21 protein-coding genes, 2 tRNA genes and 2 pseudogenes are annotated in these 22,508 nt (G+C 71.1%); 17 read left to right on the forward strand and 8 right to left on the reverse strand.

Going from position 1 to position 22,508, the window contains the following annotated elements; genetic code table 11:
• The 4 genes and pseudogenes from ABZ887_RS17890 to ABZ887_RS17905 form a co-directional block, all read left to right on the forward strand.
• A pseudogene (locus tag ABZ887_RS17890) lies at positions 1–78 on the forward strand (thiol reductase thioredoxin); the annotation flags it as partial.
• 136 nt (positions 79–214) lie between these two features.
• A complete protein-coding gene (locus ABZ887_RS17895; protein WP_361289879.1) occupies positions 215–676 on the forward strand; it encodes a molybdenum cofactor biosynthesis protein MoaE in 462 nt (153 codons plus the stop codon).
• A 117-nt stretch (positions 677–793) separates the two neighbouring features.
• A complete protein-coding gene (locus ABZ887_RS17900; protein WP_181806927.1) occupies positions 794–958 on the forward strand; it encodes a hypothetical protein in 165 nt (54 codons plus the stop codon).
• A gap of 60 nt (positions 959–1,018) precedes the next feature.
• On the forward strand, positions 1,019–2,116 hold the full coding sequence (locus ABZ887_RS17905; protein WP_361289883.1) for a PDZ domain-containing protein: 1,098 nt from the start codon (positions 1,019–1,021) through the stop codon (positions 2,114–2,116).
• Between the two features lie 68 nt (positions 2,117–2,184).
• Here ABZ887_RS17905 and ABZ887_RS17910 read toward each other — a convergent pair whose 3' ends face one another.
• Complete coding sequence (locus ABZ887_RS17910) at positions 2,185–2,727, reverse strand: PPA1309 family protein (RefSeq protein ID WP_361289886.1); 543 nt, start codon at positions 2,725–2,727, stop codon at positions 2,185–2,187.
• Positions 2,728–2,920: 193 nt separating this feature from the next.
• Here ABZ887_RS17910 and ABZ887_RS17915 point away from each other — a divergent pair, with 193 nt between their 5' ends.
• The 4 genes from ABZ887_RS17915 (at position 2,921) to ABZ887_RS17930 (ending at position 8,281) form a co-directional block, all read left to right on the forward strand.
• A complete protein-coding gene (locus ABZ887_RS17915) occupies positions 2,921–5,893 on the forward strand; it encodes a UPF0182 family protein (protein WP_361290433.1) in 2,973 nt (990 codons plus the stop codon).
• Between the two features lie 55 nt (positions 5,894–5,948).
• Positions 5,949–6,022 (forward strand) — tRNA-Met (locus ABZ887_RS17920).
• Positions 6,023–6,280: 258 nt separating this feature from the next.
• Positions 6,281–8,122, forward strand: a complete 1,842-nt coding sequence (locus tag ABZ887_RS17925) for a tetratricopeptide repeat protein (protein WP_361289889.1) — start codon at positions 6,281–6,283, stop codon at positions 8,120–8,122.
• A gap of 85 nt (positions 8,123–8,207) precedes the next feature.
• Positions 8,208–8,281 (forward strand) — tRNA-Met (locus ABZ887_RS17930).
• Between the two features lie 133 nt (positions 8,282–8,414).
• Here the strand turns inward: ABZ887_RS17930 and ABZ887_RS17935 are convergent.
• Positions 8,415–8,834: a Fur family transcriptional regulator gene (locus tag ABZ887_RS17935; protein ID WP_361289892.1), complete on the reverse strand. Its 420-nt coding sequence runs from the start codon at positions 8,832–8,834 to the stop codon at positions 8,415–8,417.
• A gap of 126 nt (positions 8,835–8,960) precedes the next feature.
• Here ABZ887_RS17935 and ABZ887_RS17940 point away from each other — a divergent pair, with 126 nt between their 5' ends.
• Positions 8,961–10,433: a catalase gene (locus ABZ887_RS17940; RefSeq protein ID WP_361289895.1), complete on the forward strand. Its 1,473-nt coding sequence runs from the start codon at positions 8,961–8,963 to the stop codon at positions 10,431–10,433.
• 121 nt (positions 10,434–10,554) lie between these two features.
• Here ABZ887_RS17940 and ABZ887_RS17945 read toward each other — a convergent pair whose 3' ends face one another.
• Positions 10,555–10,947 carry a CBS domain-containing protein gene (locus ABZ887_RS17945; protein ID WP_361289898.1) on the reverse strand — a complete coding sequence of 131 codons (393 nt, stop codon included), beginning with the start codon at positions 10,945–10,947 and terminating at the stop codon, positions 10,555–10,557.
• A gap of 192 nt (positions 10,948–11,139) precedes the next feature.
• Positions 11,140–11,940: a histidinol-phosphatase gene (gene hisN, locus ABZ887_RS17950; RefSeq protein ID WP_361289901.1), complete on the reverse strand. Its 801-nt coding sequence runs from the start codon at positions 11,938–11,940 to the stop codon at positions 11,140–11,142.
• Positions 11,941–12,179: 239 nt separating this feature from the next.
• Here hisN and ABZ887_RS17955 point away from each other — a divergent pair, with 239 nt between their 5' ends.
• Both ABZ887_RS17955 and ABZ887_RS17960 read left to right on the forward strand, forming a co-directional pair.
• Positions 12,180–12,800, forward strand: coding sequence for a helix-turn-helix domain-containing protein (locus ABZ887_RS17955; protein WP_361289904.1), 621 nt, complete (start codon positions 12,180–12,182; stop codon positions 12,798–12,800).
• A gap of 84 nt (positions 12,801–12,884) precedes the next feature.
• Positions 12,885–12,995 (forward strand): annotated as a pseudogene (locus tag ABZ887_RS17960) (ATP-binding cassette domain-containing protein); the annotation flags it as partial.
• 16 nt (positions 12,996–13,011) lie between these two features.
• On the opposite strand, the gene ABZ887_RS17965 reads toward ABZ887_RS17960, so the two are convergent.
• From ABZ887_RS17965 to ABZ887_RS17980, 4 genes are all read right to left on the reverse strand, one after another.
• Complete coding sequence (locus tag ABZ887_RS17965) at positions 13,012–13,335, reverse strand: multidrug efflux SMR transporter (protein WP_355715863.1); 324 nt, start codon at positions 13,333–13,335, stop codon at positions 13,012–13,014.
• Between the two features lie 76 nt (positions 13,336–13,411).
• Complete coding sequence (rsgA, locus tag ABZ887_RS17970; RefSeq protein ID WP_361289908.1) at positions 13,412–14,422, reverse strand: ribosome small subunit-dependent GTPase A; 1,011 nt, start codon at positions 14,420–14,422, stop codon at positions 13,412–13,414.
• 12 nt (positions 14,423–14,434) lie between these two features.
• Complete coding sequence (gene aroA / locus ABZ887_RS17975; protein WP_361289911.1) at positions 14,435–15,763, reverse strand: 3-phosphoshikimate 1-carboxyvinyltransferase; 1,329 nt, start codon at positions 15,761–15,763, stop codon at positions 14,435–14,437.
• A 174-nt stretch (positions 15,764–15,937) separates the two neighbouring features.
• On the reverse strand, positions 15,938–16,660 hold the full coding sequence (locus ABZ887_RS17980; RefSeq protein ID WP_361289914.1) for a M50 family metallopeptidase: 723 nt from the start codon (positions 16,658–16,660) through the stop codon (positions 15,938–15,940).
• A 51-nt stretch (positions 16,661–16,711) separates the two neighbouring features.
• Here ABZ887_RS17980 and ABZ887_RS17985 point away from each other — a divergent pair, with 51 nt between their 5' ends.
• The 6 genes from ABZ887_RS17985 (at position 16,712) to ABZ887_RS18010 (ending at position 22,419) form a co-directional block, all read left to right on the forward strand.
• The gene (locus tag ABZ887_RS17985) at positions 16,712–17,527 is read left to right on the forward strand and encodes an SOS response-associated peptidase (protein ID WP_361289917.1); all 816 of its coding nucleotides are present in this window, start codon (positions 16,712–16,714) and stop codon (positions 17,525–17,527) included.
• 9 nt (positions 17,528–17,536) lie between these two features.
• On the forward strand, positions 17,537–18,169 hold the full coding sequence (locus tag ABZ887_RS17990; protein WP_361289920.1) for an alpha/beta family hydrolase: 633 nt from the start codon (positions 17,537–17,539) through the stop codon (positions 18,167–18,169).
• A gap of 256 nt (positions 18,170–18,425) precedes the next feature.
• On the forward strand, positions 18,426–19,109 hold the full coding sequence (gene sigR, locus ABZ887_RS17995; RefSeq protein WP_189267612.1) for an RNA polymerase sigma factor SigR: 684 nt from the start codon (positions 18,426–18,428) through the stop codon (positions 19,107–19,109).
• Entirely contained in the window at positions 19,106–19,450 is a 345-nt protein-coding gene (rsrA, locus tag ABZ887_RS18000) for a mycothiol system anti-sigma-R factor (protein WP_361289924.1), read from the forward strand. The genes sigR and rsrA overlap by 4 nt, the downstream gene beginning before the upstream one ends.
• A 138-nt stretch (positions 19,451–19,588) precedes the next feature.
• A complete protein-coding gene (locus ABZ887_RS18005) occupies positions 19,589–21,043 on the forward strand; it encodes an HD-GYP domain-containing protein (protein WP_361289927.1) in 1,455 nt (484 codons plus the stop codon).
• A 164-nt stretch (positions 21,044–21,207) separates the two neighbouring features.
• Positions 21,208–22,419, forward strand: a complete 1,212-nt coding sequence (locus ABZ887_RS18010) for an HD domain-containing protein (protein WP_361290436.1) — start codon at positions 21,208–21,210, stop codon at positions 22,417–22,419.
• The last annotated feature ends 89 nt before the right edge of the window (positions 22,420–22,508 follow it).

Genomic DNA, 22,508 nt, shown 5'->3' on the forward strand with positions numbered 1-22,508 from the left:
GTGCTCACGGCCCTCGCGGCGGAGGAGGGCGAGCGGCTGAAGGTGGTGCAGCTGGACGTGGACACCAATCCGGACTCAAACGCCGGACGGGCTGGATCGTGGTGCCGGGCGGGCTGGAAGGGCGCCACGCTGTAGGAGTCTCCAAAGGCGTACGCGCGTGTGCCTGGTGATAGCGGTATTCCGGGTGGTCCCGGGATTGCGGCACGATGGGGGTATGGCTGCTGTGAGTGATCATCCTGGGGAGCGGGGCGCTGCCGATCCCGTGAAGTTGATCGGGATCCGGGAGAGTGCGCTCTCCGTGGACGAGGTCTTCGCGGCCGTGGCGGACGACGCGGCCGGTGGGGTCGCGCTGTTCGTGGGGACCGTGCGGAACCACGACGGGGGCGCTGACGTGGACGCGCTCGGGTATTCGTGTCATCCCAGTGCCGAGAGCGAGATGCGGCGGATCGCCGAGAAGGTCGTCGCCGAGTACCCGGTACGGGCGCTGGCCGCCGTGCACCGGGTGGGGGACCTGCGGGTGGGTGATCTCGCCGTGGTCGTCGGCGTGTCGTGTCCGCATCGGGGGGACGCCTTTGAAGCTTGTCGAAAGCTGATCGACGACCTCAAGCACGAGGTGCCCATCTGGAAGCACCAGAAGTTCTCGGATGGGACGGAGGAGTGGGTCGGGGCCTGCTGAAGGACCCCTGTCCGGCCTCCGCTTGCGTAACCGTACCCCTCGCGTGAGCGTTGTCAGTGCGGGTGATTAATCTGCTGATCAGTCAGTCGCGGACGGTCATGGGGTTGGGAGGTCGGCATGGCGGCGCTCGTCTGGTTGCTGATTCCGCTTGTGGCGGCGGTCGGTGCCGGTCTGTGGGGCAGCTGGGCCAACCGGACGAGGAGAGCGCGCAGCGACGGGCCGGAACTCGACGGGTACGCGCGCTTCCGCGAGGCCATGGAGAAGTCCCGCTCCGGCGGCTGAGGCGCGTGTGACGGGTGGCCCTGACGGTGCGCTGACAGACCCGTCCCGTACTGTCTTCGCATGCCACGCCGCACCGCGACGATGCTCGCCTCCACCCTGATGCTGATCGCGCTCCTGTGCGCCGGAGTGCTCATCAACGTGCCGTACTCGGAGATGTCTCCCGGCCCGACCGTGAACACACTCGGGGACCACGACGGCGAGCCGGTGCTGCAGATCTCCGGTCACAAGACCTACGCGACCTCCGGGCACCTGAACATGACCACGGTGAGGGTCACCAGCGCCGACTACAAGATGAACCTCGTCGAGGCGGTCTACGGGTGGCTCTCGCACGACAACAAGGTCGTGCCGCACGACACGCTCTACCCGGACGGCAAGACGGAGCAGCAGTCCACCCAGGAGAACGCCGAGGAGTTCAGCGAGTCGCAGGAGAGCGCGAAGGTCGCCGCCCTGAAGGAGCTGGGTGTCCCGGTCAAGTCCTGGGTGATCGTGTCGACGGTTCTCAAGGGCTCGCCCTCCGAGGGCCGGCTGCACGCCGGTGACGTGATCAAGGCCGTCGACGGCACGACGGTCAAGCAGCCGGCCGATGTCGCGACCCTGGTGACCAAGCACAAGCCCGGCGAGAAGGTCGTCTTCACCGTCGTCCCGGTCAAGGAGCAGGCCGCCGCCGAGAAGGCGAACAAGACGGCCACCAAGACGCAGGACGTCACCATCACCACCGCCACCAGCGACGACAGCGGTGAGAAGCGCGCCATCGTCGGGATCTCCGCCGGGACCGATCACACGTTCCCGTTCTCCATCGACATCAAGCTCGCCGATGTCGGCGGGCCGAGCGCGGGGCTGATGTTCTCGCTCGGGATCTACGACAAGCTCACCCCGGGCAGCCTCACCGGCGGCAAGTTCGTCGCCGGTACCGGCACGATCGACGACGACGGCACGGTCGGCCCGATCGGCGGCATCTCGATGAAGACCATCGGCGCGCGCAGCAAGGGCGCCCAGTACTTCCTGACCCCGGCCGACAACTGCGCCGAGGCCGCCAAGGACACCCCCGGCGGACTCACCCTGGTCAAGGTCAAGACCATCGACGACGCCCTCGGCGCCCTCAAGGACATCCGCAGCGGAGACACCGCGGCCCTGCCGAAGTGCACCACCAAGGGCTGAGACGGCGCATACGCGACCGGGGGCGCCCTTCCTGACGAGGGGCGCCCCTGGTGCCATCGACGACGGTCTCAGTCCTCGAACGTCGCCTTCAGCGCGTCCGCCAGGCCCGGGACCAGCTCGGGGCCGGTGAGGACCTCCGTCGGCGAGTCCTTCTCGCGCAGGCGCACCGCCGAGTCGCGGCTGCCGTCGCGCAGTACGGCGACCGTCATCCGGACCTCCTGGCGCTCGGGGTGGCTCGCCACCCACTTGGCCAGCTTCGCCTCGCTCATCCCCTCCGGGACCTGGGACTCGGCGGACGGCGGCAGCATCAGCCGCTCCACCGTGAGCGCGCAGCCGACCACCGCGTCCGGCCAGGCGATGGTGCCGAGGAACTCGTCCAGCGCCTTGTCCGTTGGCACTTCGTCCTGCTCGATCGGGGTGAGACCGGTGGTCGCGGACTCGTCCTCCAGACCGAGCTGGGCGGCGAGAGCCGGTTCCTGGGTGCGCAGCCGCGCTGTGTCGACGAGGGCGAAGAGGCGAGCGGGCTGGTCCCAGCCGAGGCCGGAGGCGTACTCGTCGATCTCGAGCACGGCCCGGGTGAGCGGGTTCGCTGCCATGGGAGTGTTGGACATGGTCACAATCCTGCCTCGTTCATGGCCGGAATCGGGAACCGAGTAAGCCGTGAGTAAGTTGCATAGGTGTGGCCCCGCGATCACTGGGGGCCACGAGAGGTCCCCGGGCACGGTGGCCTGACGGAACAAAAGCGGATCAAGAGATCAACAGCGGATCAACAGCGACTTCGAGGTGCGCACCTTGGCTTTCCAGATGCCGGACCGCGGCGGAGGCCCGACGGGGCCACGGATCAGAGCGACCGGACGCCCGTCCCGGCGGGTCCGGACCCTGCTCCTGACACTGGGCGTGCTTGCCGTGCTCGGCATGGCGTTCACCATGTTCGCGGGCTTCTGGACGGACTGGCTCTGGTACCGGTCGGTGCACTACTCCTCGGTGTTCACCACCACCCTGTGGACCAAGATCGGGCTGTTCTCGGTCTTCGGTCTGCTGATGGCGGCCGCCGTGGGCTTCAACATCTGGCTGGCGCACCGGCTGCGGCCCCCGCTGAGCGCCATGTCCATGGAGCAGCAGAGCCTCGACCGCTACCGGATGGGCATCGCGCCGTACAAGAAGTGGCTGCTGCTCGCGGTCACCGCGCTGGTCGGACTGATCGCCGGCGCCTCCGCGGCCGGCCAGTGGCGCACCTGGCTGATGTGGGTCAACGGCGTGCCCTTCCACCAGAAGGACCCGCAGTTCCACCTCGACGTCTCCTTCTACGCCTTCGACCTGCCCTGGTACCGCTTCCTGCTCGGCTTCGGCTTCGCCACCGCGATCCTCTCCCTGATCGCCGCCGCGCTCACCCACTACCTGTACGGCGGGCTGCGCGTCACCAGCCCCGGCGCGCGCGCCACCGGCGCCGCGACCGGCCACCTCTCGGTGCTGCTCGGTATCTTCGTCGCCCTCAAGGCGGTCGCCTACTGGCTCGACCGCTACGGACTGGCGGTGAAGTCCAGCGACTTCAAGGCCACCGACAACTGGACCGGCCTCAGATACGTCGACGCGAACGCGTACCTGCCGGCCAAGACGATCCTGTTCTGCATCGCCGTCATCTGCGCACTGCTGTTCTTCGCCACCCTGTGGCGGCGCACCTGGCAGCTGCCCGTCATCGGCTTCGGCCTGATGGTCCTGTCCGCGATCCTCATCGGCGGCCTCTACCCGGCGATCGTCCAGAAGTTCCAGGTCCAGCCCAACGAGCAGGCCAAGGAAGCCCCGTACGTCCAGAAGAACCTCAAGGCGACCCGCGAGGCGTACGGCATCGACGACACCCAGGTCACCGAGTACACGGGCAAGAGCAACACCACGGACAAGACCAAGCTCCGGGACGACGTCGACACCACGGCGAGCATCCGGATCATGGACCCGAACATCGTGTCGCCCACGTTCCAGCAGCTCCAGCAGATGCGGAACTACTACGCGTTCCCGACCAACCTGGACGTGGACCGCTACACCAAGGACGGCAAGATCCAGGACACCGTCATCGGGCTGCGCGAGCTGAACCTGGCCGGCATCCCGAAGAACAACTGGATCAACGACCACTTCCGCTACACCCACGGCTACGGCGTCGTCGCCGCCAAGGGCACCGAGGCCGACGACCAGGGCCAGCCGGTCTTCACCGAGTCCGACCTGCCGTCCACGGGCTCCCTGGGCACGTACCAGCAGCGTGTCTACTACGGCGAGAAGACGACCACGTACTCGATCGTCGGCGGTCCCCAGAAGGAGATCGACTACTCCGACGACAACGGCGAGAAGACCACCAGCTACGAGGGCAAGAGCGGGGTCAGCCTCTCCAGCCCGATCAACCGGGCCGCGTACGCGGTGGCGTTCAACGAGCCGCAGATCCTGTACTCCGGCGCGATCGGCAAGGGTTCGCGGATCCTGTACAACCGCACGCCCAAGGAGCGCGTGGAGGCGGTCGCCCCCTGGCTGACCATCGACGGCGACGCCTACCCGGCCGTGGTGAAGGGCCGTATCCAGTGGATCGTCGACGCCTACACGACGTCGAACGGCTACCCGTACGCGTCCCGTACGACCCTCGGTGACACGACGGCCGACTCGCTGACCGCGACCAACAACTCGCGCGCGGTGGTCGCCCAGCAGAACCAGGTCAACTACATCCGCAACTCGGTGAAGGCGACCGTCGACGCGTACACCGGCGAGGTCAAGCTCTACCAGTGGGACACCGAGGACCCGGTGCTGAAGACCTGGATGAAGGCCTTCCCCGGCACGGTGCAGCCGAAGAGCGCCATCTCGCAGGACCTGATGGAGCATCTCCGGTACCCGCAGGACCTGTTCAAGGTGCAGCGCGAGCTGCTCACCCGCTACCACGTGACGGACGCCCAGACGTTCCTGACCGGCAGCGAGGTGTGGCAGGTGCCGGACGACCCGACCAACAACTCGGGCGACGCGGTGCCGCCGTACTACCTGAGCATGAAGATGCCCGACCAGAGCGCGCAGGCTTTCTCGCTGTCGACGACGTTCACGCCCAACGGCCGGGACAACCTCAGCGCGTTCATGTCGGTCGACTCCGAGGCCGGTTCCAAGGACTACGGCAAGATCAGAATCCTGAAACTGCCGACCAGTACGACCGTCGACGGACCCAAACAGGTCCAGAGCAAGTTCAACTCCGAACAGGACATCGCCGCCGCCATCAAGCTCCTCAAGGGCGGCGACTCCGAGGTGGAGTACGGCAATCTGCTGACCGTGCCGCTGGACGGGGGCCTGCTGTACGCGGAGCCCGTCTACGTACGCGGCGCGGGCGTCAAGTACCCGCTGCTGCGCAAGGTCCTGGTGACCTACGAGGGCAGAACCGCCTTCGAGAACACCCTCGACGAGGCGCTCAACAAGGTGTTCGGAACGGACAGTTCGGACACGGGCTCCTCGGACACCGGGACGACCACACCGCCGACGTCCGGCAACCCCACGGTCCAAGAGGCTCTGAACGATGCCCAGAAGGCCTTCGACGCGGGCCAGGAGGCCCTGAAGAAGGGCGACTGGACGGCGTACGGCAAGGCGCAGGACGAGCTGCAGGACGCGCTCAAGCGGGCCGAGGAGGCACAGTCCAAGGCCGGCAAGACCGGTGGGGGCGCGACGGCGAGCAGCAGTCCCAGCCCCAGTGCCGGCGCCACTGCAAGAGCGAGCGCAAGTCCGAGTGCGACAGCGAGCGGCAGTCCCAGTCCGAGCGGCTGATCAGGAGCGGATGATCGAACTGGCTCCGCGCCGTGGTAGGGTTGAGACACAACGGCGCGGGGTGGAGCAGCTCGGTAGCTCGCTGGGCTCATAACCCAGAGGTCGCAGGTTCAAATCCTGTCCCCGCTACTGGAATCGAAGGCCCGGATCCTTTTGGATCCGGGCCTTCGTGTGTTCGGGAGCGGGCCCGGCGCCGCCCCTCCGGACGGCTCCCGGTGTCCGGACGGGCGGCGAACGCATGTACCGATGGCCGGGGTCGCCGCGCCGCTGTGGGGAGTTGGCGGAGATGTGTTTGACTTGTCGTTCTGTGGGCATGTCGACAAAACGCTGAAGTGACCTCACGGTCTGCGGTATACGTGGTGTACCCAGGTTGCAGGTGGTGCGACGATGAACGTTATGGGGGACAAGGCAACTCTGTTCGAGACAGGGCGATTTGTGCAGCCTTCGGGCGAGGAGCCGACCCACGACGAGGCCGCCGAGGCCGCCGAGGAGGCGCGCCGCCGGCTCCAGGCCGAGGCAGGTGACGTCGAGTCGATGAGTGTGCTCGGCGCCATGCTGCTGCGCCGTGGCGACCTCGACGGAGCCGAACCGCAGCTGCGCGCGGCCACCGCCGCCGGTGACCGGGCCGCGGCGAACAACCTGGGTGTCCTGCTGCACCAGCGCGGCTACCCGGAGGAGGCGGCCGGCTGGTGGCGGATCGCCGCCGTCGCCGGATCCGCGGCCGCCGCCCACGCGCTGGGCCGCCACCACCGTGAACGCGGCGACGAACCCGCCGCCGAGTACTGGCTGCGCCAGTCCGCAGAGCAGGGCCACGCGCTCGGCGCCTACGCGCTGGCCGACCTGCTGGAGCACCGGGGGGACACGGACGCCGGGCAGTGGATGCGGGCCGCCGCCGAGCGGGGACACCGGGAGGCGGCGTACCGGCTGGCGCGCGCGCTCGACCGCAGGGCGGCCGTGAGCGAGGGCGAGACCGGGTCCGACAACGGTGTCGACACGGAGACCCCGGCCGGGGCTCCGGACGCCGACGAGGCCGAGCAGTGGTACCGGCAGGCCGCCGCGCGCGGGCACCGCAGGGCCGCGCTGCATCTCGGCGCGATCCTGGAGCGGCGTGGCGAGCTCAAGGAGGCCGGCCGCTGGTACCTGACCTCCGCCAAGGACGGTGAGGCCCGGGCCGCCTGTGCGCTCGGCTTCCTGCTGCGCGACGCCGGGGACACCGAGAGCGCCGCCGTGTGGTGGCTGCGGGCCGCTCAGGACGGCGACGGCAATGCGGCGAACGCGCTCGGCGCGCTGCACGCCGAGCGCGGCGAGACGCAGACCGCCGAGCGCTGGTACCGGGCCGCGATGGACGCGGGCGACGACAACGGGGCGTACAACCTCGGGCTGCTCTGCGCCGAGCAGGGGCGGACCGCGCAGGCCGAGCAGTGGTACCGGCGGGCCGCGTACGCGGGGCACCGCGAGGCCGCGAACGCGCTCGCCATCCTGCTGCTCCAGGTCGGTGACACGAGCGGCGCCGAGCCGTGGTTCTCCAAGGCCGCGGAGGCGGGGAGCGTGGACGCCGCGTTCAACCTGGGGATCCTGTACGCGGGGCGGGGCGAGGACCGGGTCGCGCTGCGCTGCTACGAGCAGGCCGCCGCTGCCGGGCACACGGAGGCGGCGCTGCAGGTCGGCATCGCCCGGCTGCGCGAGGGCGACGAGGCGACCGCCGAGCGCCATCTGCGGTGCGCGGCGGGCGGGGGCAGCGCCGAGGCCGCCTACCGGCTCGCCGCCGTCCTGGACGCGCGTCGGCCGGCGGTCTCCGAGCACGAGCTCGGGGAGTCGTCCCTGAACGTGAAGACCGAGTGCGAGGAGTGGTACGAGCGGGCCGCCACGCAGGGGCACCGGCGGGCCCAGGTGCGGGTCGGCATGCTGGCCGCGGCCCGCGGGGACGTGGTGGAGGCCGCGCGCTGGTACCGGGCCGCGGCCGAGGCCGGCTCGCGCAACGGCGCGTTCAACCTCGGACTGCTGCTGGCCCGTGAGGGCAGTGAGCCGGAGGCGGCCGTGTGGTGGGAGCGGGCCGCCGACGCGGGGCACGGGCGGGCGGCGTTGCGGCTAGCCCTGGTCTACGCGCGTCGTGGCGAGCTGGCCGAGGGGCAGCTGTGGGCCGACCGGGCGGTGGCGCTGGGCCCCGCGGAGGTGACCGAGCGGGCGGGTCGGCTCCGGGACGCGCTGCGGGAGGAGCTGTCGGCGTAGGCCGGTGCGTTTCCGCAGGTCAGGAGGGGTCATCGGTATTGATTTGCTTCCGTCCGCATCCCTCACGTAATGTTCAGTTCATCGACGCGGGGTGGAGCAGCTCGGTAGCTCGCTGGGCTCATAACCCAGAGGTCGCAGGTTCAAATCCTGTCCCCGCTACTGAAGGCCGAAGGCCGGAGTCCGGAAACGGAATCCGGCCCTCGGTGTTTTACGCCCCCGCACGAGGCGCGACGCGAAGCACGACGAAGGCCCCGGCGCTCATCGCGAGCGCCGGGGCCTTCGGGAACGTTCGTCAGACGGCCGCCGCGCAGTCCGGGCACAGGCCGCGGTACGTCACCTCGACGTCGGAGACCGTGAAGCCGAAGCGCTCCGAGGTGGGGAGGTCGGCCATCGGGTTGCCCGTCGGGTGGACGTCGCGGATCGAGCCGCAGCGGGCGCAGACCAGGTGATGGTGCGGCCGGTGCGCGTTGGGGTCGTACCGCTTGGCGCGCTTGTCCGTCGAGACCTCGATGACCTCACCGAGGGAGACCAGCTCGCCCAGCGTGTTGTAGACGGTCGCCCGGGAGATCTCGGGCAGCTTCACGGCGGCCCTGGCGTGGACCTCGTCGGCCGTCATGTGGACGTGCTCGCCGTCGAGTACCTCGGCCACGACGCGTCGCTGCGCGGTCATCCGCCATCCGCGTCCACGCAGCCGTTCCAGAAGGTCACTCATGGCATTCAGCCTAACAGCAGGGGCCCCTTTTTCCGAACAGGTGTGACTTTGGAGCTCTGCTTGACTTGGACTAAGTCCAATGTAGGATCGAGTTCGGGGCCAGCAAAGTGACAGGAATGGTGTGAAATGGCACAGGACGCAGGTGTGACGCAGGGGCCGTTGACCACGGAGGCGGGGGCGCCGGTGGCCGACAACCAGAACAGCGAGACCGCGGGCACCGGCGGTCCGGTCCTGGTCCAGGACCAGCTCCTGCTGGAGAAGCTCGCCCACTTCAACCGCGAGCGCATCCCGGAGCGGGTGGTGCACGCGCGCGGTGCGGGCGCCTACGGCACCTTCACGGTGACCGCCGACGTCGCCCCGTACACGCGCGCCGCCTTCCTCTCCGAGGTCGGCAGGCAGACCGAGACCTTCCTGCGCTTCTCGACCGTGGCCGGCAACCTCGGGTCCGCCGACGCCGTGCGCGACCCGCGCGGCTGGGCGCTGAAGTTCTACACCGAGGAGGGCAACTACGACCTCGTCGGCAACAACACCCCGGTGTTCTTCATCAAGGACGCCATCAAGTTCCCCGACTTCATCCACACCCAGAAGCGCGACCCGTACACGGGCAGCCAGGAGGCGGACAACGTCTGGGACTTCTGGGGGCTCAGCCCCGAGGCCACGCACCAGGTGACCTGGCTGTTCGGCGACCGCGGCATCCCGGCGTCGTACCGCCACATGAACGGCTACGGCTCGCACACCTACCAGTGGAACAACGCGGCCGGCGAGGTCTTCTGGGTCAAGTACCACTTCAAGACCGACCAGGGGATCAGGAACCTCACGCAGGCGGAGGCGAACCGGCTCGCGGGTGCGGACCCGGACTCGCACCAGCGCGACCTGCGCGAGGCCATCGAGCGCGGGGAGTTCCCGACCTGGACCGTGCAGGTGCAGATCATGCCGGCGGCGGACGCGGCGGCCTACCGCTTCAACCCGTTCGACCTCACCAAGGTGTGGCCGCACGCGGACTACCCGCCGGTCGAGATCGGCAGGCTGGAGCTGAACCGCAACCCGCACAACGTCTTCGCCGAGGTCGAGCAGAGCATCTTCAGCCCCGCGCACTTCGTGCCCGGCATCGGGCCGTCCCCCGACAAGATGCTCCAGGGCCGCCTCTTCGCCTACGGCGACGCGCACCGCTACCGCGTCGGCATCAACGCCGACCACCTGCCGGTCAACCGCCCGCACGCCGTCGAGGCGCGCACCTACTCCCGCGACGGCTTCCTGTACGACGGCCGGCACGGCGGCGCGAAGAACTACGAGCCGAACAGCTTCGGCGGCCCGGCGCAGACCGGCCGTCCGCTGTGGCAGCCGTACGACGGTCTCGCCGGCGGCACCGGCAACCACCCCGCGCCCGTGCACGCCGAGGACGACGACTTCGTGCAGGCGGGCAACCTCTACCGCCTGATGTCCGCGGACGAGCAGGAGCGGCTGATCGAGAACCTGGCCGGCTTCCTCGCGAAGGTGTCGCGCGACGACATCGCCGAGCGCGCGATCGGCAACTTCCGCCAGGCCGACGAAGACTTCGGCAAGCGGCTGGAGGCCGCGGTCCAGGCCCTGCGCGGCTGACATTCCGGTACCGGTCCGGTGCGGAACCAGCACCGGACCGGCACCGGACCGCTTGTCGAGGGCGGGCGGGCCGGATCCCCGGGAGGCCGGGATCCGGCCCGTTCGGCATGCCCCAGGGGCCCTACACGGGCTGCGGTGTGCGGGCCGGGGCCCAGCAGCGGATGATGTCGCGGACCGAGACGATGCCGGCCGGTTCGCCGCCGTCCAGGACGATCAGGTGACGGAAGCCGCCGTGGGCCATCGCCCGGGCCGCCTCTTCCAGCGTCCAGGTCGGCGTGGCGAACACGACGTCGTTGGTGGTGTGGGCATGGATGGGCTCCGTGTCGGGGTTCTGGCCGAGGCCCACGGAGTTGAGGATGTCGCGTTCGGTGAGGATGCCGATGCCGCCGGCGTCCGGGTCGTGGACGATCGCCGCGCCCACGCGGCGCGCGGACATCAGGGCGGCTGCCTGGCGGAGGGTGTGGGCGGGGCCGACGGTGAGGACCACCGTGCTCATGGCGTCACGGACGAGCATGAAAGGTGCCACCTCCTAGGGAACCGCCGGGATAGTGCGGCGATTCACAAATGCACAAGTGAGGGTTCTCTCAGGGTGGCAGGTAAAGCGAGGGTCAACAAGGGGGTGCGCGCATCCAATTGAGGGCGCACGCGCTCATATGTGCCGTGCTCGGTGACCCCGTTCAGGCCCGTCGCGCCTCAGCAGACCGTTTCAGTAACGCTGGGAGAGGTACGACAGCAGCTCGTCGTGGAGCAGCCCGTTGGACGCGGCCGCGTTGCCGCTGTGCGGGCCCGGACGGCCGTCGAGGCCGGTGAAGGTGCCGCCGGCCTCCGTCACCACGATCGCGTTGGCCGCCATGTCCCACAGGGAGAGCTCCGGCTCGGCGCAGATGTCCACGGAGCCCTCGGCGACCATCATGTAGGGCCAGAAGTCGCCGTACGCGCGCGTGCGCCACACGTCGCGGGTGAGGTCCAGGAACCCGTTCAGCTGGCCCCGCTCCTCCCAGCCGCCCAGCGAGGAGTACGCGAAGGACGCGTCGGACAGCTTCGAGACCCTGGAGACGCGCAGGCGGCTCGCCGAGGACAGGCTGCGGCCGGTGAAGGCGCCGTGCCCCTTCGCGGCCCACCAGCGGCGGCCCAGCGCGGGCGCGGAGACCAGGCCCACGACCGGCTGGTAGCCGCCCTCGGCCGCCTCCGTCAGGGAGATCAGGGTCGCCCAGACCGGGACACCGCGCACGTAGTTCTTGGTGCCGTCGATCGGGTCGATCACCCAGCGGCGCGGACCGGTGCCCTCGATGCCGTACTCCTCGCCGAGGACCGCGTCCCGCGGGCGGGCGCGCTGCAGCTGGCCCCGGATCAGCTCCTCGGCGGCCTTGTCCGCCTCGCTCACCGGGGTCATGTCGGGCTTGGTCTCGACCTTGAGGTCGAGGGCCTTGAAGCGGTCCATGGTCGCGGCGTCGGCCGCGTCCGCGAGCACGTGGGCGAGACGCAGGTCGTCAAGGTAGTCCGGCATGCGACGAACGCTATCTGCCGTGATGGGCGCGGGGCTACCGGGGGAGGCCGGCCGATGCCGGTAAGTGATCGGGCGGTGACCTCGGAATGTCTCGGGCACGCCCGTGGCGGGCGCGTGGCAGGCGCGTGGCAGGCCCGCGCGTGTTGGCCGAAGGGCGCCCCCCGATGCCTTCGCGAACCCTTGACAGTGGATTCGTGCGCGTCAAATCTGGGCGCAGAGCCGCTCGCCCCAGGGAGGCGATGATGCCTGCAGCCCGGGAATCCCTTCTGGACGCCGCGTACGCGGCGCTCGCGCGCCGGCCGTGGGCTGCCGTGCGGATGGTCGACGTGGCGGCGGCGGCCGGGGTGTCCCGGCAGACGCTGTACAACGAGTTCGGCAGCAAGGAAGGCCTGGCGAGGGCGCTGGTGCGCAGGGAGGCCGACGGCTATCTCGCGGGGGTCGAACGGGCGTTGGGAAGCCATGCCGAGGCGCGCGAGCGGCTGACCGCGACCGCCGAGTGGATGGCCGCCACGGCCCGCGAGAACGCGCTGGTACGGGCCATGCTCACCGGCTGCTGGAGCGAGCGGCTGCCCACGCCGACGCTCTCCGCGGTGCCGTCCTCCTCCGCGGTGCCCGCGCAGCGCCGGGCGGACGGGCCGCTGCCCTCGCCCGGAGACTTCGTGCAGATCGTGCGGGACCGGGCGGTGGCCGTGCTCTCCGGGACCGGCGCGGCGAGGACGGACAGCGAGCTGGCCCGCTCCTGCGAGCTGGCCGTCCGGCTCGCCCTGTCCTGCGTGGCCGCGCCCCCGGTGGACGGAGCGGTGGCGGACCTGGTCCGCGGCGCCCTCCACCGGCAGCCCGTGCACGACCGGGCTGTTTGAGCCGGCCCGCCTTCGTGCAGTCCTCGCCGGCCAGTCCGTTCGCGCCGAGGTCCGCCAGGTCGGAGCGGACCGCCGGCACCTGACGTGGACGGCGTCGGCCTGGAGGTGCGGCGGGGCGAGACGCTCGTGCTGGTCGGCGAGTCGGGGTCCGGGAAGTCGACGACCCCCTTCGAGCTGCTGGAACCGGCCCGGCCGCCCGGTCCGGCGCCTCTCAGTGGGACGAGCCCGAGAGCTGCAGGCCGATCACTCCCACGATCACCAGGCTGATCGAGACGATCTTCAGGGTCGAGACCAGGTCGCCCAGGAAGATCATGCCGTAGATCGCGGTGCCCGCCGCGCCGATGCCGGTCCAGACCGCGTACGCCGGGCCCACGTCCAGCTTCTTCAGGGAGAGGGTCAGCAGACCGAAGCTGCCCAGCGCGAAGGAGGCGAAGGCTATCGTCGGCCATAGTCGGGTGAAGCCGTGGGAGAGCTTGAGGCACACGGCGAAGCCGGTCTCCAGGATCCCGGCCACGATCACCAGCAGCCACGCCATGTGCTGTCCTCCCGTATGTCCAGCTCGGTGCGATTATGCACTTACCGAACTCGGGTCATGACAAACACCCCGGTGGTCAGTCGCCTTCCGTGCGCTCCCGCGTCGCCAGCAGCCGGCGCAGCGAGTACAGCCGGGCCGGGTCCGCGTGGCCCTCGGCGACCCACTCGTCCAGCGCGCAGTCCGGCTCGTCGTGGCTGCACGCGCGCGGGCAGTTCTCGGTGCCGGGCTCCAGGTCGGGGAACGCGTGGATCACCCGGGACGGGTCGATGTGGGCCAGACCGAAGGAGCGGACGCCGGGGGTGTCGATGACCCAGCCCCCGTCGTCGGACAGCGGGAGGGCGAGAGCGGAGGTCGTGGTGTGCCGGCCCCGGCCCGTCACCGCGTTCACGTGTCCGGTCGTACGGCGGCGGTCCTCCGGGACCAGGGCGTTCACCAGCGTGGTCTTGCCGACGCCCGAATGGCCGACGAACGCCGTGACCCTGCCGTCGAGATGCTCCCGGACCCGGTGGGCCGCGTCACCCGCCGCCAGTTCCTCGCGGCTCGTCACCACGTACGGGATCTCCAGGTCGCCGTACAGCTCCAGGAGCTTGTCCGGCGGGGCCAGGTCCGACTTGGTCATGACCAGGAGGGGGGTGAGGCCGCCGTCGTAGGCCGCGACCAGGCAGCGGTCGATCAGGCGGGGGCGGGGCTCGGGGTCGGCCAGGGCCGTGACGATCGCCAGCTGGTCGGCGTTGGCGACCACCACCCGCTCGAACGGGTCGTCGTCGTCCGCGGTACGGCGGAGCAGGGACGTGCGTTCCTCGATGCGCACGATGCGGGCGAGGGTGTCCTTCTGGCCGGACAGATCGCCCACCAGGGCCACCCGGTCGCCGACCACCGCCGCCTTGCGGCCCAGCTCACGGGCCTTCATCGCCAGGATCGTCCGGTCCTCGACCAGACAGGTCAGCCGGCCCCGGTCGACGGTGAGGACCATCCCCTCGGCCGCGTCCTCGTGCTTCGGGCGGATGTGCGTCCGCGGCCGGTTGCCCTTGCGGTTGGGGCGGGCGCGGATGTCGTCCTCGTCGGTGTGCTTGCCGTAGCGGCGCATCGTCGTACGCCCCTAGGCCCCGTCGCTCCCGAGCATCCCGGTCCACAGGTCGGGGAAGTCCGGAAGGGTCTTCGCCGTCGTCGCCACGTTCTCGATCTGCACGTCGGGCACGGCCAGGCCGATGATCGCACCGGCCGTCGCCATGCGGTGGTCCTCGTAGGTGTGGAAGACGCCGCCGTGCAGCGTGCGCGGGCGGATGCGCAGCCCGTCGGCGGTCTCGGTGACGTCGCCGCCGAGCTCGTTGATCTCCTTGGTGAGCGCGGCCAGCCGGTCCGTCTCGTGCAGCCGGAGGTGGGAGACCCCGCGCAGCGTGGAGGGGGTGTCCGCGAGGGCGGCGACCGCCGCGATGCCGGGGGTCAGCTCGCCGACGTCACCCAGGTCGACGTCGATGCCGTGGATCCGGCCCGAGCCGGTGAACTCCAGGCCGTACTCGGTCAGTTCGCAGGAACCGCCCATCTCGGTGAAGATCTCGCGCAACCGGTCGCCCGGCTGCGTCGTCCGGGACGGCCAGTCCGGGATCAGCACCCTGCCGCCCGTGACCAGGGCCGCGGCGAGGAACGGCTGGGCGTTCGAGAGGTCCGGCTCGACGGTGAGGTCCCGGCCGAGCAGGGCGCCCGGGGTGACCCGCCAGACGTTCGGCTCGCCGCCCGACTCGGGGGTGTCCACCTGGGCGCCGACCGCGCGCAGCATGTCGACGGTCATCCGGATGTGCGGGAGGGAGGGGAGGCTCCGGCCGGTGTGCCGGACCTCGACGCCCTGGTTGAAGCGCGGGCCGGAGAGCAGGAGGGCCGACACGAACTGGGAGGAGGACGAGGCGTCGATGGACACCGGGCCGCCGTCCAGCGCGCCGCTGCCGTGCACGGTCAGCGGGAGCGCGCCCCGGCCGCCGTCGTCGATCCGGGCGCCGAGGACGCGCAGGGCGTCGATCACGCCGTGCAGGGGGCGCTCGTAGGAGCGGGGGTCGCCGTCGAAGCGGATGTCGCCTGCGGCGAGGGTGGCGACGGGCGGGAGGAAGCGCATGACCGTGCCGGCGTTGCCTACGTCGACGGTGGCGGGGCCGCGGAACCCTGCGGGGAGCACGCGCCAGGCCTCGCCGGAGCCGTCGGGGCCCACGCCCTCGTCGATACCGACGCCCATCGCGCGCAGGGCGCCGGCCATCAGCAGGGTGTCGCGCGAGCGGAGGGGGCGGCGCAGCCAGCCGGGTTCGGAGGCGAGGGCGGCGAGGACGAGGGCGCGGTTGGTGACCGACTTGGACCCCGGCACGTGAACCGTCGCGTCGACGGCTCCGCGCGCGTGGGGGGCGGGCCAGAGGGCGGTTGGTGCGGTGGGGTTTGCGGCCATGGGGTCACTTTAGTGGCAGGGAGCGGGGACGGCCGGTGGGCGGGCGGCTGGTGGGTGGGTGCGGTGCCGCTTCGCGGATCGGCCGGTGGTCGGGTGCGGCGCCGTGGGGGCTGGTCGCGCAGTTCCCCGCGCCCCTTTGGGGCGGCTGTGGTGCTGTCGGCTGTGATGTGCCGGTCACATTCCCAGGAGCCAGCGGCCGCCGCCGATCAGTGAGCACAGCGACACCGTGTGGAACAGGAACAGCCATACGCCCGCCGGGAGATGGGTCAGCCTCGACAGCTGGTCGGCGTCCGAGTCGCCGGCGCCGCCGCGGGAGCGCTTCGCCTGGAGTTCGAAGGCCGGGCGGACTCCGCCGAGGAGGAGGAACCACACCACGGCGTAGGCGAACGCGGCCTGTACCTGGGGGCCGGCCAGCCAGGACACCAGCAGGAAGGTGCCGCCCGTCAGGAACACCGTGAGGACGCCGTACGCGTTGCGGATCATCACCAGCATCACGACGAGCAGGGCGGTGGCGAGCCAGAGCAGCAGGGTGATGCGGCCGGCGCCGAGGAGGGCCGCGCCGCCGAGGCCCAGCAGCGGGGGAGCCGTGTAGCCGGCCGCCGCCGTGAGGATCATGCCGATGCCGTGCGGCTTGCCCCGGCTGAGCGTGAGGCCGCTGGTGTCGGAGTGCAGCCGGATGCCGGTGAGCTGGCGGCCGGTGAGCAGGGCGGTCAGGCCGTGCCCGCCCTCGTGGGCGATCGTGATGGCGTTGCGGGATATCCGCCACAGGTTGTGCGGGACGACCACCGCGAGCGCGGCGGCCAGGGTCGCGAGCACCACCCACAGATCGGGGTCGGACTGGGTACCCGTCAGACGGTCCCAGAGGTCGGGCAGCGCGAGGGCGGCGAAGCTGTCCATGGTGCGGCGGTTGCTCCCTCTGGTCAGGCGGAGTCTGGCAGTGTTGCACGTATGTGCGGACGGTATGCATCCAGTCGTGGGCCCGAGGATCTCGCAGGAGTCTTTGAAATAGAGAAGTGGGAACCCGAGGAGACCCTGGAGCCCGACTACAACGTGGCTCCGACCAAGGAGGTCTACGCCGTTCTCGACCGTCCGTTGAAAGACGCCGACGACCGCCGTCCGGTTCGCCAGCTGCGCAGGCTCAAGTGGGGGCTGGTGCCCTCCTGGGCCAAGTCGCCCGAGGGCGGCGCCCGGATGATCAACGCGCGGGCCGAGACCGTCCACGAGAAGCCGTCGTACCGCCGCGCCTTCGCCACCCGCCGCTGCATCCTGCCCGCCGACGGCTACTACGAGTGGGTCACGGAGAAGGAGGAGCGGGACCTGGAGGTCGAGGGGAAGAAGAAGCGGCCGCGCAAGCAGCCGTACTTCGTGCTCCCCGCCGACGGCTCGGTGTTCGCGATGGCCGGGCTGTACGAGTTCTGGCGCGACCGTACGCTGCCCGACGAGCACCCGCTGGCCTGGTGGGCGACCTGCTCGGTGATCACCACGGAGGCCGAGACCGGGCCGCTGGGCGTGGCGCCCGCCGAAGGGCCGCGGTCGCTGCACGACATCCACCCCCGGATGCCGCTGATGCTGACGCCCGACCGCTGGGACGCCTGGCTCGACCCGGCCCGGACGGACGTCGAGGACCTGCGCTCGCTGCTCGCCCCGCCGCCGGAGGGCCTGATGCGGGCCTACCCGGTCTCCACGGCGGTCAGCAACGTCCGCAACAACAGCCCGGAGCTGCTGAAGGAGCTGGAGGGGCCGGAGGAGGGCACGCTCTTCTAGCCTTCTCACGTGACCACAGCGAAGATCGTCGGTACGGACGCGGGGGACGCCCGCATCACCTGGCACGAGGCGGAGAAGGCGCGGCTGGTGCTCGCCGTCGGCCACGGGGCGGGCGGGGGCATCGAGGCGCGGGACCTGCAGGCGATCGCGGCGGTCCTGCCGGAGCACGGCGTGACCGTCGCGCTCGTCGAGCAGCCCTGGCGGGTCGCCGGGAAGAAGGTCGCCCCCGCGCCGAGGACGCTCGACGTGGGCTGGCGGGGGCTGTGGCCCGCGCTGGCGGCGCCGGGGCTGCCGGTGGTGGCGGGCGGGCGCAGCGCGGGGGCCCGGGTCGCCTGCCGTACGGCGACGGAGCTGGGCGCCGCCGCCGTCCTCGCGCTCAGCTTCCCGCTGCACCCGCCGGGGAAGCCGGAGAAGTCGCGGGCCGAGGAGTTGCTGGGCGCCGGGGTGGCCACGCTGGTCGTGCAGGGCGGGAACGACCCGTTCGGGAAGCCGGCCGAGTTCCCGGACGGGGAGTACGAACTCGTCGAGGTGCCGGGCGCCGATCACGGGTTCGCGGTGCCCAAACGTGCGGAGATCGGGCAGGAAAGGGCAGTGACCATCATCACGGACGCGGTCGTCGCATGGACCGCGTCGCTCGGGTGACGCCCGGGAATGTTGCGCGGCGGACCACTGTTGAGGCGGACAGAAGTGCTGGGGCACCAGCGCCGACGCCGAAGGAGAGGAAGTCCGCCGCATGGGTTCGACCATCTGCCCGAGCCGCGACAGCCGCGTTGACCTGGACTGGTCGGCGCTGCACGCGGCCAAGACCGCTCCTATTCGAGCGGCGGCAGGCACGGGTCGTGTTCTATCCTCCGAGACGAGTGGGATCGGTTTTGGTCCTGCCCGGGATCTTGAGGAGGTGGGTCCGGTCACCGGTACCGACGCAGGGACCGACAACGGCCAGGCGGAGCTGCCCGAGGGCCAGGGCGTCAGCGCGGAGTCGACGTCGGAGCGCACCGCGCGCTTCGAGCGGGACGCGCTCGAATTCCTCGACCAGATGTACTCGGCCGCGCTGCGCATGACACGGAACCCGGCCGACGCCGAGGACCTCGTGCAGGAGACCTACGCCAAGGCGTACGCGTCCTTCCACCAGTTCCGCGAGGGCACCAACCTCAAGGCGTGGCTGTACCGCATTCTCACGAACACCTTCATCAACTCGTACCGCAAGAAGCAGCGCGAACCCCAGCGCTCCGCGGCCGAGGAGATCGAGGACTGGCAGCTCGCCCGCGCCGAGTCGCACATGTCGACCGGTCTGCGCTCCGCGGAGTCGCAGGCGCTCGACCACCTGCCCGACTCGGACGTGAAGGAAGCGCTGCAGGCGATCCCCGAGGAATTCCGCATCGCCGTCTATCTGGCCGACGTAGAGGGCTTTGCGTACAAGGAGATCGCGGACATCATGGGGACACCCATCGGTACGGTGATGTCCCGGCTGCACCGGGGCCGCCGTCAACTGCGCGGCATGCTGGAGGACTACGCGCGTGAGCGCGGGCTCGTACCGGCCGGCGCCGGGGAGTCGAACGAAGCGAAAGGCTCGGGCTCATGAGCTGCGGAGAGCCGCACGAGACGGACTGCAGTGAGGTACTCGATCATCTGTACGAGTTCCTCGACAGTGAGATGCCGGACGTCGATCGCGTCAAGTTCAAGCAGCACTTCGACGAGTGCTCCCCCTGCCTGGAGAAGTACGGGCTGGAGCAGGCCGTGAAGAAGCTGGTCAAGCGGTGCTGCGGGCATGACGACGTGCCCAGCGACCTGCGGGCCAAGGTGCTCGGGCGGCTGGACCTGATCCGCTCCGGCCAGACCGTCCCGGAACACGACGTCACGGCTGCCCAGGCCGCTCCGGTCGCGCCGACCGCACAGGTCACTCCGGTCGCGCCGGAGAGCTGACCGCGACGGTGCCGGGCCGTTCCCGCCCCGCCGTCCCGTCACCCGAACGTGCTAATCCTCCGGTCATAAGCCCCCGGACCCTCCGGCTTCCGCCCTAGGCTCCGGAGCCTGGACAGGCATGGTCGGAGGAGGGGCGAGATGGAGGCGGTTCCGGCACGCGTACGGGCGTACGTGACCTGTGTCGCCCTCGCCGCCCTGCTCTGCGTACTGCAGCTGCCGGGCGTACGCACGCCCTGGTGGGCCGTCGCGCTCCTCGCCGCGCTGTACGCGGCCTGCGAGCACGTCGTACGGCGCCGTCTGGGCGGCACCTTCTACCCGGTGCTGCTCGCCGGCGCCTTCCTGCTGCCGCCCCCGGCCGCGGCGCTCGTACCGCTGCCGGGGGCATTGCTCTCGCGCGCCGAGCAACGGCCGCAGGCACTGCGCCGGACCTGGCGGGCCGCCGAACTGGCGCTCGCGGTGTGGGGCGCCGGGTGTGTGCACTGGGCGCTGGGCGGGCGGGACGCGGTGGTGGACTCCGACTTCCCGTACGCGCTGCTGCCCTGCGGCGCGGCCGTGCTGGCCTTCTGCGCGGTCCTCGCCCTCCTCGACGGCGGGATCCTCGCGGTCGCCATGGGGGCACCTCCCACGCCTTCGGGGCAGTGGGGGAGAGTGCCGGTACGCCGGGCCTGGCGCGGCCTGCTCTCCCGCTCGCTCGCCCCGGTCGGGGTGCACGGGCTGGCCGGGCTGATGATGGCGGTGCTCTGGCGCAGCCCCTACGGTCCCGTCGCCGCGCTGCTCGTCCTGCTGCCGATGTGCGTGTCCTGGTGGGTGTTCGCCCAGTACCACCGGGAGCGCGCCGCCCATCAGGCCACCATCCGCGCGCTCGTCCAGGCCGTCGACATCAAGGACGGGTACACCCGCGGGCACAGCGAGCGGGTCGGACAGGCCTCCGTGATGATCGCCCGCGAGCTGGGCATGGACGACGACCGGGTGGAGGTGCTCCGCTTCGCCGGCATCCTCCACGACGTGGGAAAGCTGGGCGTGCCCACCCGGCTGCTCCGCAAGAACGGGCCGCTCACCCCCGAGGAACGGCGGGTCATCGAACTGCACCCCGAGTACGGCCACGAGATGGTGCGCGGGATCTCCTTCCTCGGCGAGGCCCGCGCGGCGATCCTCCACCACCACGAGCGCATCGACGGCAGCGGCTATCCCTACGGACTGGTGGGCACCCAGATCCCGGAATCCGCCCGCGTGGTCGCCGTCGCCGACGCCTTCGACGCGATGACGTCGACCCGCTCCTACAGCCGGGCCCGGCCGGTGGCCGCCGCGGTGGCGGAGTTACGGCGGTGCGCCGGGCGGCACTTCGACGCGGGGGTCGTCGACGCCCTGACGCGAGCACTGGCCAGACACGGCTGGCACCCCGCGGTCACCGCCGACGTCGATCGGACCGACCAGGCCGACGACCAGGCTGACCAGGCCGATCAGGTCGACCAGGCCGATCGGAACGACCACTCCGGCCCGTCCGGCCCGTCCGGCTCGTCCGGCTCGTCCGACCAGGTCGTCTCCGGTCCGCCGGGCGGTGACCGCGAAAGTGTCGGGCGAGGTGCCCTGTGACGCCCGGTGAGCAGGCGTACGCCCCAGGACGGGCCGGCGGCGGCTCCGCACAGGCAGGCCGCGGTCCCGTCGGCAGTGGCACTGTCGGCAGTGACTCCGTCGGCGGTGGCTCCGCCGGTCCGGTCCCGGGACTCGGCCTCGGCCGTCCCGGCGCGCTCGGGTGCATCCGTCTCGCCGCCCTGCTCCTCGCTCTCGGCTGTCTCGCCGGCACCCTCTGGGAGGGCCTCGACGACCGCGGCATCGCCCTCGCCTTCGGCGTGCTCGTCGGCATCGGGGAGTGGGCGCGGTGGACCGGCGCCGAGGTGCGGGAGGCCGCCCCGCTCGGGGCCGCCGGCGGACTCGCCTACGCCCTGCTCGGCGCCGATGCCGGGGTGGCCACGCACGACGGGGCCTTCCAGGTCGTCACCGTCGTCTGCGCGGCCTCGCTGCTGGGGAACGTCCCGCACATAGCCCACGGGCGGCGGCCCACCCTCGACCACCTCACCCGCCGCGTCCTCACCGTCGGCTTCGCCGCCGTCTGCTTCCAACCCCTCTACAGCAGGGGCGTGTTGGAGCAGTGGGGTGGACCGGCGTACGCGCTGCTGCTGGTCGCGCTGCTCGTGCTCACCGCGCTCTGCGACGCCGTGCTCGCCGCCGGGCAGGCCCACTCCCGCACGGGGTGGCCGTTCGGGCCACTGCTGCGGGACGAGCTGCGCGGGCTGCTCGGCATCGGGTCCGCCGTCTGCGCCACCGGCGCGGTGATGGCGCTGGCCGTCGCCGTCGTGGGGCTGTGGGCGCTGCCCGTCTTCTGTCTCCCCCTGCTCCTCACCCAGCTGTCCCTGCGCCGGTACGCGGCCGTCCGGGCCACCTACCGGCAGACCATCGCCTCGCTCGCCCGCGCCACCGAGATAGCGGGGTACACCCCGGCCGGGCACGCCCGCCGGGTGGCCACGCTGAGCCAGGCCGTCGGGCGGGACCTGGGGCTGTCCCAAGCGGAGCTCACCGTGCTGGAGTACGCGGCGCTGATGCACGACATCGGCCAGCTCAGCCTCGTCGACCCGGTGCCCGCCGGGGCCACCGCCGGGCTGCCGGCGGCCGAGCAGCGGCGGATCGCCCTGCTCGGCGGAGCCGTCGTACGGCAGACCGGGGTGGACGCGACGGTCGCCGTGGTCGTGGAGCGGCAGGCCGACCCGTACCGGGAGCAGCCGGTCGCCGCCCGGATCGTGCGGGCCGTCAACGCGTACGAGGAGAAGGCACGGGATTCCGGGCCCGGCGGGCCGTTGACGGCGCTGGAGGAGTTACGCCTCGCCACTGCCGGGGACTACGCTCCCGAGGTCGTGGAGTCGCTGGCCCGCGTGCTCTCCAGAGACTGTCTGACCTTGCGCGCGGCTGGGTAACCCATGGGTAATGAGCGGCCCTCCCGTCGTACGTGGTTGGATGCGAGGGAGAGGGTGATGTCCGGGGGCACAAGCCAGCCCACTGTGCG

It is taken from the genome of Streptomyces sp. NPDC047061, assembly GCF_040643955.1.
GTDB lineage: Bacteria > Actinomycetota > Actinomycetes > Streptomycetales > Streptomycetaceae > Streptomyces.